Source organism: Paraburkholderia heleia NBRC 101817 (genome assembly GCF_000739775.1).
Classification (GTDB): Bacteria; Pseudomonadota; Gammaproteobacteria; order Burkholderiales; family Burkholderiaceae; genus Paraburkholderia; species Paraburkholderia heleia.
In genome coordinates, this window is the sequence record NZ_BBJH01000024.1 from 124,267 (window position 1) to 137,903 (window position 13,637).

Here is a 13,637-nt window from a genome sequence, read left to right on the forward strand (position 1 = left end):
ACGTCGCGCAGCTGATGGGAAGGAAAATAGCGATCCGACAATGTCTCCGAATTAGAACTGCCTGAAACTTGCCATTGCGTAAGTGCAATGAAGTACTTCGTTTTGCCAACTACCGCGAACGTCACTTCGGCATTCGCCAGGCCGGATCGCTGAGACGCGCGGCGAAGTAATCGGACAGCGCCGCCACCTTCGCGGGTCGCGCGCGCGCCGACGGCGTGACGAAGTAAAGCCCGCCTTTCGTCAGCGACCAGTCGGTGAGGATCGCTTCAAGACGGCCATCGGCGAGATATTCCCCCGCGATGAATTCCGGCAGTTCCGCGATCGCGAGACCCGCCAGCAGCGTGGGCAACAGCGCATCGGAATTCGTCACGCGCAGCGGGCCGGTCGGCATGACCGGCTCTTCCTCGCCCGCGCCGTTCGTGAAGCGCCAGACATCGCTACGCGCGCGATACGCGTACGAGAGACACGGGCGGTCCACCAGCTCGCGCGGATGCGCGGGCCGCCCTTCGCGCGCCAGATACTCCGGCGACGCCACCACGTATTGCGTCACCGCGCACAGCCGCCGCGCGACCAGAGATGAATCCGGTAGCGCGGCGATACGCAGCGCGGCGTCGAACCCATCGGCGACCAGATCGACCGACGCATCCGATAGATGCAGGTCGATCGACACTTCCGGATACGCGCGAAAAAAGCCCGGCAGCAGCGGCGCGACCCAGCGCAAGCCGAACGACATCGGCACCGCGAGGCGCACCAGCCCGCGCGGCTGCACCGACATTTCGCGCGCCGCGCTTTCCGCCGCTTCGGCCTGCCGGTAGATCTCGCCGGCCTTCTCGCAGATCGTGCGGCCGAACTCGGTCAGCGCCAGTTGCCGCGACGTGCGGTTGAAAAGCCGCGCGCCCAGCCGGTCCTCCAGGCGGGCCACGCCGCGCGAGACCGTCGCCACCGACACGCCCATCGCGCGCGCCGCCGCCGCGAACGATCCTTCCTCGGCGACCTTCGCGAACATCGCGAGTCCCTCGAAATCAGGCAGCTTCGCCATTTCCCCTCATCTTTTCATTTCTGCAACGTTAGGTTGCAATCAATTCTATTTTGAAAAGACTGGCCCGTCGATATTCTTCTCACATCGCAGCACGCAACACCAGGTGCAAACATCCACTGAACGAAACAAAAGGAGCATCACCATGGCACGCAAACTCGACAACAAGATCGCACTCGTCACCGGCGCAACCAGCGGCATCGGCCTCGCCGCCGCCCGGCGTTTCGCCGCCGAAGGCGCGCACGTCTATCTCACGGGCCGCCGTCAGGCCGAACTCGATGCGGCCGTAAAGAGCATCCACGAAGCGGGCGGCCAGGCGACCGGCGTGCGCGTCGACTCCACGAAGCTGAACGAACTCGACGCGCTGTATGCGCAGATCCAGGAAGAACAGGGCCGTCTGGACGTGCTGTTCGCTAACGCAGGCGGCGGTTCGATGCTGCCGTTCGGCAACATCACCGAAGAGCACTTCGACGACACCTTCAACCGCAACGTGAAGGGCGTGCTGTTCACGGTGCAAAAGGCACTGCCGCTACTGGCCAGGGGCGCATCGGTGATTCTCACGGGGTCGACGGCCGGCAGCGCGGGCACGGCGGCGTTCAGCGTGTACTCGGCTTCGAAGGCCGCGGTGCGCTCGTTCGCACGCAACTGGATTCTCGACCTCAAGGAGCGCCAGATCCGCGTGAACACGATCAGCCCGGGCGCGACCCGCACACCCGGCCTGCTCGACCTTGCCGGCGACGATGCCGCCCAGCGCCAGGGTCTCGCCGACTATCTGGCCGCGCAGATCCCGATGGGACGTCTGGGCGAGCCAAACGAAATCGCAAGCGCCGCGCTGTTCCTCGCCTCGGACGATGCGAGCTTCGTGAACGGCATCGAGTTGTTTGTGGATGGCGGCCAGCAGCAGATCTGAGCGTGACCAGGCCGCGTGGGGGACGGTGGACGCGGCGCCATCGTCCCCTCTTCTGGAGCTTCTGACGCTCACGTTCGCGCGAGATAGACAAATGGAAGCGGGCAGCCTCCCTACGGCTGTTTTTCCAGCTTCACGATGGTCAGCGTGCCGTTGACGTTTTCGACTCGCACCTTGACCTTGTCGCCTTCGTGAATCTGTTTTTCATTGCGTTTCCGTGGTTTGGGTAGAAGGCATTTTTGTGCCCGAGGGTTTTGCGTGGGTAAAGCCAACCTCGTCGCGTCGCCTCACTCGGCGACGCTGCAGGAGGAACCATGCTGCGGGAATGACCAACATTGAGAGGATGGGTGCCGTGACCATGCCTCCAACCATTGGCGCGGCGATTCGCTGCATCACCTCCGAGCCGGCACCCTGCCCGACCATGACAGGAATCAGGCCGGCAAGAACCACCGCCACCGTCATGGCCTTCGGCCGCACGCGCAAGACCGCACCTTCGCGGATTGCGTCGAGCAGCATGGCCTCGGTCATTGGCTCGCCCGGCTCGAGCCGCCGCTTGAGTGCGCCCTGCAGGTACAGCAGCATGACGACGCCGAACTCGGCGGCAACCCCCGCGAGCGCGATGAAACCGACCGACGTTGCGACGGACACCGCATGGCCCAGTATCCAGATGAGCCAGAACCCTCCGACAAGCGCGAACGGCACCGTCGACATGAGCAGCAACGCATCGGCAACCGAGTGAAAGGTCATAAACAGCAGCACGAAGATGATGACGAGCGTCACAGGAATGACCGTGCGCAGCTTCGCCGCTGCACGTTCGAGATACTCGAACTGCCCTGACCACGCAATGGAATATCCGGGCGGCAGCTGCACCTTCGCGGCGACGGCGTGTTGCATCGCCTTCACCGCCGATTCCAGGTCCACGTTCCGGATATCGACGTAGACGTAGCCCGAAAGCCGTGCGTTTTCGCTTCGAATCATCGGCGGTCCATCGGAGATCCGGATATCCGCCACGTCGCCAAGCTGGATTTGTCCCCCTCGGTCGGTCAACACGGGAAGCTGTCGCAGCTTTTCGAGCGAATCGCGGACTTCGCGCGGATAGCGGATGTTGATGGGAAAGCGCTCGCGCCCTGCAATGACTTCGCCGACGTTGTCGCCGCCCACGGCCGTGGAAACCACAGACTGGACATCCCCGACGGAAAGGCCATAACGCGCCGCTGCCTGCCGGTTGATGTCGACGTCGATGTATCGCCCGCCATTCAGCCGCTCTGCAAGTGCCGAGGTGACGCCCGGAACACCCTTCACCGCCGCCTCGACCTGCCCGGCCACCTTGTCGATCTCATTCAGGTCAGGCCCGGAAATCTTCACGCCGACCGGCGTTTTGATGCCCGTGGACAGCATGTCCAGACGGTTGCGGATAGGCGGCACCCAGACGTTCGACAATCCCGGCACCTTCACGGTCTTGTCGAGCTCGTCGACCAGCTTCTCGGGCGTCATACCAGGACGCCACTGGCTGCGCGGCTTGAACTGGATGGTGGTTTCGAACATCTCGAGCGGAGCCGGGTCGGTCGCCGTGTCGGCGCGGCCCGACTTGCCGAACACGGTCGCAACTTCGGGCACGGTCTTGATGAGCCGGTCGGTCTGCTGCAAAAGCTCGGACGCCTTGTCTGCCGAAATGCCGGGAAGCGCCGTCGGCATGTATAGCAAGTCGCCCTCGTCGAGCGGCGGCATGAACTCGCCGCCGAGGCGCGAGAGCGGAATGGCAGTCAGCAGGAGCGCGACCCCAGCCAGCCCAATGGCGACCCACGGGCGGCGCAGTGCGGCTTCGAGCACCGGCCGGTACAGGCGAATGAGCACGCGATTGATGGGGTTTGCACGCTCATGCGGGATGCGTCCGCGAATCAGATACCCCATCAGTACCGGCACCAGCGTGACCGACAGGCCGGCAGCCGCTGCAATGGTGTAAGTCTTCGTGAAGGCGAGCGGAGAGAAGAGCTTGCCTTCCTGCCCCTCCAGCGAAAATACAGGGATGAACGACAGCGTGATGATGAGCAGCGAGAAGAACAGTGCCGGTCCCACTTCCGCCGCCGACGTCGCGATGTGTTCCCAACGCTGCGCCGTCGTCATGGGCCTGCCGGGATGTTCGTGTTCGTACGCTTCGAGATGCTTGTGGGCGTTCTCTATCATCACGATGGCCGCATCGATCATCGCGCCGATGGCAATGGCGATACCGCCGAGCGACATCAGATTCGCATTCACACCCTGATAGCGCATGACGATGAAGGCGGCCAGCACGCCGAGCGGCAGTGACAGGATGGCCACGAATGCGCTGCGCAGGTGAAACAGGAACACGGCACAGACCAGCCCGACGATGATGAACTCTTCGATGAGCTTGTCCTTCAGGTTGTCCACCGCGCGCTCGATGAGCCGGGAACGGTCGTATGTCGTGACGACCTCGACACCCGCAGGCAGCGCCCGCTTCAGGTCGGCGAGCTTTGCCTTGACCGCGTCGATGGTCGTCAGCGCGTTTTTGCCTGAACGCATGACGATGACACCGCCCGCGACTTCGCCCTCTCCGTTCAGCTCGGCAATTCCCCGGCGCATCTCCGGTCCGATCTGGATGCGGGCGACGTCGCCCAGCAGAACAGGCGTACCGGCGTCATTGGTGCGAAGGACGACATTGCGAAAATCATCGAGCGAACGCAGGTAGCCCGACGAGCGGACCATGTACTCCGATTCCGCCAGTTCGACCACTGAGCCGCCGGACTCCTGGTTCGCCTTGCCAAGGGCATCCGCTACGATGGCCTGGGTGATGCCGTATGCACGCAGCTTGTCCGGGTCGAGCACGACCTGATACTGGCGCACCATCCCGCCAATGCTTGCCACTTCCGACACGTCCGGCACGGACTTGAGCTCGAATTTCAGGAACCAGTCGTTGAGTGCGCGCAGTTCCCCCAGGTCGTGCTGTCCCGTGCGGTCGACGAGCGCGTATTCATAGACCCAGCCCACTCCCGTCGCGTCGGGACCGAGTGACACCGTCGCACCTTGTGGAAGGCGACTCTGGACCTGGTTCAGATATTCAAGGACGCGCGAGCGGGCCCAGTACGGGTCGGTCTTGTCATCGAACAGCACATAGACAAACGCGTCCCCAAACGACGAGTACGCCCGGATGGTCTTTGCCCCTGGGACGCCCAGCAATGTCGTCGTGAGCGGGTACGTCACCTGGTCCTCGACGACCTGGGGAGCCTGACCCGGATACGACGCCTTGATGATGACCTGCGTATCGGACAGGTCCGGCAACGCGTCGAGTGGTGTCTCCTTGAGCGAGTAGACGCCCCAACCCGCGACAAGCACTGTCGCCAGCAATACCAGGAAGCGGTTATGGATGGACCAGCGTATGAGTCGCGCAATCATTTGGCGCCTCCCACGGGTTCGACTTTCGTCAGCTGGTAGCCGTCGTCCGATTGCCTGAAGACGAAGTGGACTGTCTGGCCGGGCTTGATGTCGGGAAATGCGCCGGACGACGGCTTGTCGAACGACATCGTCATCGCACCCCAGCCCAGTGCCGGCACCGGTTGATGCGAGAAGGTGATGTCGGCAGCCGTCACCTTTTCTACCTTGCCGGTGGTCTCGTAAGTCTGCGGGTCAGCGCCCGGCGTGGATGCGGGAATGGCAGCACTCGCGCCCGCAGCGCCTTCGAGTCTCGGCAGGACCGATTTCAGGCTGGCTTCCGAGTCGATCAGGAACTGGCCAGATGCGACGACCGTCTCACCATCGCTCAAGCCACGGATGACTTCGGTCTCGCTACCGACGTCGTTGCCGACCGTGACGTCTGCAGGTTGCAGGCGGCCGTCCGCGTTTTTGACGATCACGACCGAGCGTTTGCCGGTCGTGATGACGGCTTCGGACGGCACGAGCAGCCGCGAGACAGGTTTTTGCGCATCGACGCGCACCCGCATCAGCATGCCGGGCGTGAGCCTCAATGCGGCGTTATCGATTTCGAGCCTCGCCTGCAGTGTGCGGCTCGACGTGCTGATGCCGGGCAGGATTTCGCGAATCAGCCCCTTGAAGTGCTGCGTAGGGTCGCCGCTGAACGTCGCGTCGACGCGCATGCCGGGCTGCACGCTCAACGCCAGGTGCTCGGGAATCTCGACGATAAGCCAAAGCCTCGATAGACCTGCGACCTTCGCAAGCGTCTGGCCGGGCGCGACCTGCGCGCCATCGCGCACGTTCAGTTCGGTCACGACCCCTGTCTCCGGTGAGGCGAGGACGATGTGCGTTTGTACCTTGCCCGTCCGGTCGAGGCCGGCAATGACGGCATCCGGAATCGACAGCGCGCGCATGCGCGTGCGCGACGCTTCCAGCAAACTGTTGTCCATCTCGCCGCGCTTGAGCGCGAGGTATTCCTCCTGCGGGGCGAGCCAGTCGGGAACGAAGAGCGAAGCAATCGGTGCGCCTTTCGCAATCCGTTGCATCGGTGCGCTTGCGTACAGGCGGTCGATGTAGCCCGTCACGCGCGACTGCACGACATCGGCCTGTGACTCGTCGAATTGCGTGGTGCCGACGGCATCGAAGCCTTCCGCCGTTTCCTCACGCCGCACGGTAGCGTAGCGGATACCCAGGTTCTGCTGAAGGCCCGGGTTGATTGCGATACCGGGCGAACCACCGCCTTCGTCCGCATAGACAGGCTCGAGTTGCATGTCCATGAAAGGCGACTTGCCGGGCTTGTCGAAGCGCTGGTTCGGCACCATCGGGTCGTGCCAGTAGAGCACTTTCCTGCCGGTTTTCGGGTCAGTCAGATTGCCGGAACCCAACGCGGCGGCCGTGTTTGCGCCCGTTGCCGGCGCGTGCCGCGAGCCGGCGAAATACCCGGCGCCGAGAAGCGCTGCAGCGGCAAAGACCGCCAGGATCGCGCGTGCCAAAGGTTTTTGAGTCATGGTTTGCTCCTTCATTCGGCAGCGGCCATCGTCGTTGGCACAACCTGGTATTCCAGTTGGGCCCACGTCTGCGAAACCTCACGCTTGAGGTCGAGAACCTGGATCTGCGCATCCAGTTGCGCCCGGCGGGCCGCAAACGTATCGGCTAGCGAACCGGTCCCCGCCTGGTAAGCGGCGACGGCGAGTTCGACGCGCTGGTCGGCGGCCGGCAACAGGGACCGGGTGAGATTCGCGATGCGTTCGCGACCGCTGGCGAGCGTTGCCGACGCGGTGCGAATATCGGCTTGCACCTGCCGGAGCGCGTCTTCGTACATCAGATGGGCCTTGGTCGCGAGTTCGGCCTTCTCCGATACATCACGGTCCTCGCGGTCCCTCCGGTTAATGGGCAAAGGAATGCGCACCCCGACCGACACCATGTTCGAATACGCTCCGCCGCGTTGCTGGTACGAGACTTCCCAGGTCCAGTTGGGGCGGCGCTCGCTGCTGGCGACAGCCGTGCTGGCATCGGCGACGGCGATGTCATCGGCCGCTGCGACGAGTATCGGCTGCACCAGCCGGAGTTCATCGGGTGGCAAGGAAGAGACATAGGACTCGGGCGCGGGCGGCTCGCCCGTCACATCGGTCGCAGGCGTCGCGGTCCAGCGCGAGAGACCAATGAGCGCGGTCTGATACGTTTGCTGCGCCTTGAGCACCTGGTCCTGCGTCTGGGCCCGCGTTGCCTCGGCTTGTACGACGTCGGCAGCCGTCGCCCTCGCTCCCCGGTATGCGGCCTTTGTCGCGGCGAGTTCGTGAGTCATGTGATCCAGCAACGCCTGCTGGAGCGTCAGGGCCCGCCTGGCATAGACGGCGTCAAGCCAGGCAGTGGCGGTCTGCTGCCGCACATTCGCGAGTTGTGCGAGATAGCCGGCCTGCTCGCGCTTCACCACCTCGCTGGCGAGGTCGGAACGAAGGCGCCGCTTTTCCCGCGAGACCCACTCCTGCTCGATGCCGATACGCCGCATCGTCATGAAGTCCTGGCCGATGGTGAAGCGCTGCGCGCCATTTATCGGCAGGTTGTCGACGCCGGCCGCGAGCACCGGGTCCGGCAATTGCCCCGCCCGGACCGCGGCTTCGGAGCTCGCGTGTACGGACGCCTGCGCGGCCTGCATGGCCGCAGAGTGGTCGGTTGCCGCCTGCAACGCCGCTTCGAGCGTGAGGGGCGCTTGCTGCGCATGCGCGGCAGAAGCAAGCCATATCAGCGCGGCGCAAATCGGGCGCGCGCGCAGGGATGCACGCCGGCATGGCGGCGTGCCAATCGTCAAAAACATGTTCTAACCCCAACGATGGAGCCCCAAACGGGACTTCACGTCCTGGACACAGGACGACCTCGCCGCTCACGCGGCGAACCAGTCAAACGAGGGTTAGATGGCTTGGGGAGGCCGCCAGAGGCCGTCCGGCACGTGACCGGCAAACGACTCGGCGTAGTGGAAAACGACCTGACGGGTGACAGTCATGGGATGGCTGACGGTCGCCTGCGCGGGAGGGTAGTAGATGCTGGCGAACTGACACTGTGCCGCACCCTTGCAGAAGCCGTCCTTGGCCTTGCTCGCCGACGACGGCTTCATCGTCTCGCATCCCGGCATTTCGGCGGACACGGAGCCGTCGTCGTGCATCGGCATCGACTGCTGCATCGGACATTCGCCCGCCATGCCGGTGGCTGCCAGCCCGCTCAGGGGCAGCATCGCGCACAGCATCAAGACGAGAATGGTCCGGAGAATTTTCATGGCAGCGATTGCAGGCAGCCGATTCTATCGTGTTTGCGTTTCATTTTGTCCGCTAGCGGTGACTATTCGCCATACAGCGTCCGGATCGCCAGCGGCCGTTTACTGCGGTAGATCCGACCTGACGATCGCGACGACCCAGTCAACGAACGTTCTGATTGCGACAGTGGCGCGTGCCTGAGGATAGACGATGGAAATCGGCACGGGCGCGCATCTCGCACTGGAGAGCACCTCCTTGAGGCGGCCGCTTCGAAGATAAACCGAAGCCGCAAACTCGGAAAGCTGAATCAAGCCGAGCCCCTCCAGACCGCACTGCAAATACGCCTCCGTTTCGTTGACAGCGAACCGGCTGCGCATCGGCATCTCCAGATTTTCGCCGTTCACGCGAAAGCGCCAGTCGAGCGGTCGGCCGGTCGCGTTCGACAGGTAATTGATGGTCCGGTGATTGGCGAGCGCGGCAATCGACTCCGGCTCGCCGTATTGCCTGAGATATCGGGGCGATGCACAGGTCAGCCAGTTGAGCTGCCCGAGCCGGCGGGCTACCAGCGCCGAATCTGCGAGCACCCCGGTGCGAATCGCGCAATCGATACCTTCGTAGATAAGGTCCGATGGACGATCGCTGAGACCGAGCACCAGTTCGATGTCAGGATACTGAGCCTCGAATTCGCGCAACCTCGGTACGATGATCGACCGGCCGATCACGCCGGGCATATCAACGCGAATCCGTCCGCGCGGCGCATTGGTCCGCACGGACACGTCGCTCTCCGCGCTATCGATATCCGCGAGAATGGCCTGGCAGGATGCCAAATAGCGCACGCCCGCCTCGGTAAGGCTAAGGCTTCGCGTGCTTCTCCTGAGCAGCGGCGTGCCGAGATATGCCTCCAGGTTCTTGATCATCGTGGTCACGGACGAACGGGGCATCGACAAGGTCTCCGCGGCCTTACTGAAGCTTCGCGCCTCGACGACCCGCACGAACGTTGTCATCGCTTGAAGTTTGTCCATGAGTTGTGCGTGTAACCCGCGTGATTGGCTCGGGAGTGCCATGTTACCAACCCGATGGCATGGGGCGTCCAGTTTGGCCGCGCAGGCACGCCGTACGGTTTGTCCCTCACGCGTTGTGTATTCAGACACCGCGAACAATGTGCAGCGTTTGCGCACCTACACTGCGAACCGTTGGGACCGCTTCGGCTTTCGGCGATATCCGCCCGGAGCGAGCCCGTTTTGTCATTTTTGTCCCGAACGGAGGGTGCGCATGTTGAACAACGAAGCAATATTGGTTTTGGGCGCGGGAGAACTCGGCATGGCGGTGCTGCGCAATCTGGCACGACATGCGAGGCACGCATCCGGCGTATCCATCGCGGTCCTGCTTCGGCCATCGGCGATGGGGTCCGACGATCCGGCAAAACGCAAGGAGTTGGGCGAGCTGCGCGAACTCGGTATCGAATTCGTCGAGGGCGACCTCACCCGGCAATCGTGCGCCGATCTCGCCACCACCTTCCGTCGATTCGATACGGTCGTCACAGGGTTCGTCGGCGGTCCGGGCGTGCAGCTGAAAATCGCGCAGGCTGCACTCGAGGCCGGAATCAAGCGATTTTTCCCCTGGCAGTTCGGCGTGGACTACGATCTCATAGGCAGGGGCAGCGCACAGGACCTTTTTGACGAACAGCTCGACGTGCGCGACCTTCTTCGGGCGCAGACGCTTACCGAATGGGTGATCGTCTCCACCGGCATGTTCACGAGTTTTCTGTTCGAGCCGTCGTTCGGCGTCGTCGAACTCGCAACGCATACGGTCAATGCGCTGGGCAGCCTCGACAATGCGGTGACCGTCACGACTGCCGAGGACATAGGCGTCATGACGGCTGAGATCGTCTTTGGCGAGCCACGGGTTTCGAACCAGGTGCTACACATTGCCGGGGATACGGTAACGTATCGCGAAGTGGCCGACACGCTCGAGCGTGCGCTTGGTGTACGACTCGAACGTCATGTATGGACTGTGCCTGAACTGAAGCGACTGCTGGCCGAAGCGCCCGACGACACGTTGCGCAAATATCGCGTGGTGTTCGCTCAAGGACGAGGCGTTGCATGGGACAAGGCGCGGACGTTCAATGCCCAGAAGGGTGTCCCTCTCTGCGGGATCGACGGCTGGGTGCGCGATAACCTGCCGCGCCTGCGCGCTGCTTTCCCCGCGCCGTGATCACGAAGACCGGCTAAACCTGAACTTTCAACTCGAAACGCTCAGAGGCATGCCGTGGATTGCGTTGTGTGGGCAATCGGTCCCGAACCGAATACGCCCGACTTGGCACGGCGCCATGTCCTATGCGGTGCGCCCTAGCGAAGCGCAGCCGCCACCGCTTCCTCAATCTGCAGCGCAAAGCGCGCTTCAACATCGGGCACCGTGTAGCCAATCGACAGTTCCAGATACGCGTCGCCTAGAACCAGCTGAACGAATGTGGCGGCCCGCAACGCAGCAGTCGATTCGTCGAACCGCTTTCCCAGTATTTTCGCGGCGAAGGCACGCACGACCTTCGCACCATTTTCATAAAACACCTGGCCGAGTTCCGGAAGACGCTCGGCCTCAGCAACGATGGCCCGGTAAAGCCGCAGATTGTCCGGCGTGATAAGGCTTTGCGCCAATACCCATCCCAGCGCGCGCAACGCGTCTTCGGGTGATCCGTCGGATTGCCCGTCCTGAGCGCCGGCAAGAAATCCCCCCACTTCGGCACACATCGAGCTCACCAGACCCACGAAGAGCGCCTCCTTCGACTTGAAGTGGCGGTAGACCGTCTGTTTGCCGACGCCGGCGGCCGCGGCGACATCGTCCATCGTTGCCAGGCCGAACCCCTGGCTCAAGAAAACGGCTTTCGCGCCGTCGAGGATGGCGGACCGCTTCCGGCGTTGCAGCGGGCTTAGTTCGGGGAGCGAGGACGTGTTCATGCCCGATAAATAGCAGATCGCCGAGCCGTTGACAAGACTGACCAGTCTCGTTTAGATTTGGCGAAACGAGACTACCTGGTCTCGTTTGAGGGGCATATCCGCCTCGCAGGCAACCGTCGAGGAGAACGTTATGGAACTTTTCATCACAGGTGGTACTGGCTACATCGGGCAAGCGGTCGCGCGCAAGGCAATCAGCCTCGGCCATCAGGTGACGGCGCTGGTGCGCGAAACCAGGTCGGAGGCCGCGGGCACCCTGGCACGTCTCGGCGTGAAACTGCACGGCGGCGACTTGCGCGAGCCACAGTCTTTCGCTGCGACTGCCGGTGCCGCTGATGGCGTGCTGCACATGGCGTCGACCAACGACGCTTGCGCCGGTGCTGCCGACGAGGCCGCGGCTGCGGCGATGCTTTCGCATTCGCATCCGGGCGCGGCGTTCGTCTATACGTCGGGGACCTGGGTCTACGGCAATACAGGGGGAGCGCCCGCGACTGAAGCGTCGGCGCTGAACCCGACACCACTCGTCGCCTGGCGGCCCGCAGTGGAGCAACATGTGCTGGCGCTGGCAGCGAGCCGTTCGATTGCCGCAGTGGTTCTCAGGCCGGCAATGGTGCATGGCTACGGCGGCGGCATCTTCGGCATGCTTGCCAGCATGGTCCGTCAGACCGGCAGTGTGAGGGTCGTCGGCAATGGTCGCAATGACTGGCCCGCCGTTCACGTCGACGATCTCGCGACGGCATACCTGAGCGCAGTGGAGCAGGCGGCAAGCGGTGACGGTCGAGTTGCGGGACAGATCTTCAACGTGGTCGCGGAGGATGCCGTTGCCGTCGCCGAAATAGGCGAAGCGATTCGGGCATCGGCCGGCGCCGACCGCGTCGAATCATGGCCGCTCGACGACGCTCGCAAGTCGCTTGGGCCATTTGCTGACGCACTGGCGCTCGACCAGACGGTAAGCGGCCAGCATGCCCGCCGGGTCCTTGCGTGGGAACCCCGCGGCCCCGGCCTGATTGCGGACCTCGCAGCGCAAAAGCACGATCAACAAAGCAACGGAGCATGACGATGGCGTGGAACAGTGTGTCTCTTGAATCGATCCTCGCGATGATCTTGACGGTTCTGTTCGCGGTGGCTGGGGTGGTCAATCTCGCAAGACCCGGCGCGGTGAAGCGCGACTTCGCGCGCTGGGGTTACCCGGCATGGTTTCCGTTGCTCTGCGGCACGCTGGAGCTGTTCAGTGCCGCACTTCTTGCTGGGCAACAAACCCGGGTCTTAGGCCTGACGCTGGCCGGCGCGATCATGGCCGGCGTGCTCTTCACCTTGCTACGGAACCGGGAGCCGTTCCGGCATCTCGCCCCGGCGCTGATCTTCTCGGCTCTCATTGTGGTTACCGTGGCGGCCCGCAGCTGAAACCGTGCCGCTGTCAGGCGAGCGAGCCCGGGACGCCAAGCCTGGGACCCGCGCAGCCCTTGGCGAAGGTCCGTTGTCGAGAGCGACGACATCGTTACGATCGACTCATCGGGGGCGCATGAGCTTCTCGTTAAACGCATAATTGGCGTACCTGGCGACATCATGGGCCGGGGCGCCTTCTCGCTGGACCCAACTCACTTCGATTTGCGACGGCCCGACCGGTTCGGCGAGCGTCCGGAGAACTTTCAGTGCGAATTCCACCGCCTCGGCACTAGAATTCAGGCATGGTCGCATTCCCGAAGGAGGCTGCCATGACTCAGTCCATGATCAGTTTTTGGGTTGGCCTTGTGGTTCTCGTTGTCATTGCCATGGCCCTGTCCCGTCGCTACCGGCGCGATCACCCGGGAGGGAGCCTGAGCGAGTGGCTCGACACACACCATATGAGCTGGATGCATCGCAAACACTAGCGTTCTCGTTAGAGGAATACCATGCCGACTTATCAGTACAGGTGCGAGAAGTGCGGTGAGATGTTCGAGCATACCGAGCATCTCGCCGAACATGAGACGGCTCATCCGCCTTGCCCAAAGTGCGGAAGCGAGAAGGTTCAGCACACACCCACACCCTTCGTGGCGAAAACACCCCGAAAGTCCTGAAACCGCTTCAGC

At 63.2% G+C, this 13,637-nt stretch carries 12 protein-coding genes and 1 pseudogene; 5 read left to right on the plus strand and 8 right to left on the minus strand.

Going from position 1 to position 13,637, the window contains the following annotated elements; translation table 11 throughout:
• Window positions 1-121: 121 nt before the first annotated feature.
• Window positions 122-1,039, minus strand: a complete 918-nt coding sequence (locus tag BHE01S_RS20655; RefSeq protein ID WP_042267216.1) for a LysR family transcriptional regulator — start codon at window positions 1,037-1,039, stop codon at window positions 122-124.
• A gap of 142 nt (window positions 1,040-1,181) precedes the next feature.
• Between BHE01S_RS20655 and BHE01S_RS20660 the strand changes: the two genes are divergently transcribed.
• Entirely contained in the window at window positions 1,182-1,946 is a 765-nt protein-coding gene (locus tag BHE01S_RS20660) for an SDR family NAD(P)-dependent oxidoreductase (RefSeq protein ID WP_042267217.1), read from the plus strand.
• Window positions 1,947-2,056: 110 nt separating this feature from the next.
• Here BHE01S_RS20660 and BHE01S_RS39185 read toward each other — a convergent pair.
• The 6 genes and pseudogenes from BHE01S_RS39185 to BHE01S_RS20685 form a co-directional block, all read right to left on the minus strand.
• Window positions 2,057-2,146, minus strand: a pseudogene (locus BHE01S_RS39185) (copper-binding protein); the annotation flags it as partial.
• A 1-nt stretch (window position 2,147) separates the two neighbouring features.
• Window positions 2,148-5,354: an efflux RND transporter permease subunit gene (locus BHE01S_RS20665; RefSeq protein ID WP_042267219.1), complete on the minus strand. Its 3,207-nt coding sequence runs from the start codon at window positions 5,352-5,354 to the stop codon at window positions 2,148-2,150.
• Window positions 5,351-6,877, minus strand: coding sequence for an efflux RND transporter periplasmic adaptor subunit (locus tag BHE01S_RS20670; protein ID WP_042267277.1), 1,527 nt, complete (start codon window positions 6,875-6,877; stop codon window positions 5,351-5,353). Before BHE01S_RS20670 ends, BHE01S_RS20665 begins: the two co-directional genes overlap by 4 nt.
• An 11-nt stretch (window positions 6,878-6,888) precedes the next feature.
• Window positions 6,889-8,184: a TolC family protein gene (locus BHE01S_RS20675; protein WP_042267220.1), complete on the minus strand. Its 1,296-nt coding sequence runs from the start codon at window positions 8,182-8,184 to the stop codon at window positions 6,889-6,891.
• Between the two features lie 93 nt (window positions 8,185-8,277).
• Window positions 8,278-8,640: a hypothetical protein gene (locus tag BHE01S_RS20680; RefSeq protein WP_042267221.1), complete on the minus strand. Its 363-nt coding sequence runs from the start codon at window positions 8,638-8,640 to the stop codon at window positions 8,278-8,280.
• 99 nt (window positions 8,641-8,739) lie between these two features.
• Window positions 8,740-9,639 (minus strand): LysR family transcriptional regulator, encoded by a 900-nt coding sequence (locus BHE01S_RS20685; RefSeq protein ID WP_042267222.1) that lies wholly within the window; start codon window positions 9,637-9,639, stop codon window positions 8,740-8,742.
• A gap of 250 nt (window positions 9,640-9,889) precedes the next feature.
• On the opposite strand from BHE01S_RS20685, the gene BHE01S_RS20690 reads away from it, so the two are divergent.
• Complete coding sequence (locus tag BHE01S_RS20690; protein WP_042267224.1) at window positions 9,890-10,831, plus strand: aromatic alcohol reductase; 942 nt, start codon at window positions 9,890-9,892, stop codon at window positions 10,829-10,831.
• 134 nt (window positions 10,832-10,965) lie between these two features.
• Here the strand turns inward: BHE01S_RS20690 and BHE01S_RS20695 are convergent, their stop codons facing one another.
• Window positions 10,966-11,571, minus strand: a complete 606-nt coding sequence (locus tag BHE01S_RS20695) for a TetR/AcrR family transcriptional regulator (RefSeq protein ID WP_042267225.1) — start codon at window positions 11,569-11,571, stop codon at window positions 10,966-10,968.
• Between the two features lie 130 nt (window positions 11,572-11,701).
• On the opposite strand from BHE01S_RS20695, the gene BHE01S_RS20700 reads away from it, so the two are divergent.
• The 3 genes from BHE01S_RS20700 to BHE01S_RS36965 all read left to right on the plus strand — a co-directional run bounded on the left by BHE01S_RS20700 (window position 11,702) and on the right by BHE01S_RS36965 (window position 13,625).
• Complete coding sequence (locus BHE01S_RS20700) at window positions 11,702-12,625, plus strand: NAD-dependent epimerase/dehydratase family protein (RefSeq protein ID WP_042267226.1); 924 nt, start codon at window positions 11,702-11,704, stop codon at window positions 12,623-12,625.
• The gene (locus tag BHE01S_RS20705) at window positions 12,622-12,972 is read left to right on the plus strand and encodes a DoxX family protein (protein WP_245639804.1); all 351 of its coding nucleotides are present in this window, start codon (window positions 12,622-12,624) and stop codon (window positions 12,970-12,972) included. Before BHE01S_RS20700 ends, BHE01S_RS20705 begins: the two co-directional genes overlap by 4 nt.
• A 488-nt stretch (window positions 12,973-13,460) precedes the next feature.
• Entirely contained in the window at window positions 13,461-13,625 is a 165-nt protein-coding gene (locus tag BHE01S_RS36965) for an FmdB family zinc ribbon protein (protein ID WP_042267229.1), read from the plus strand.
• The last annotated feature ends 12 nt before the right edge of the window (window positions 13,626-13,637 follow it).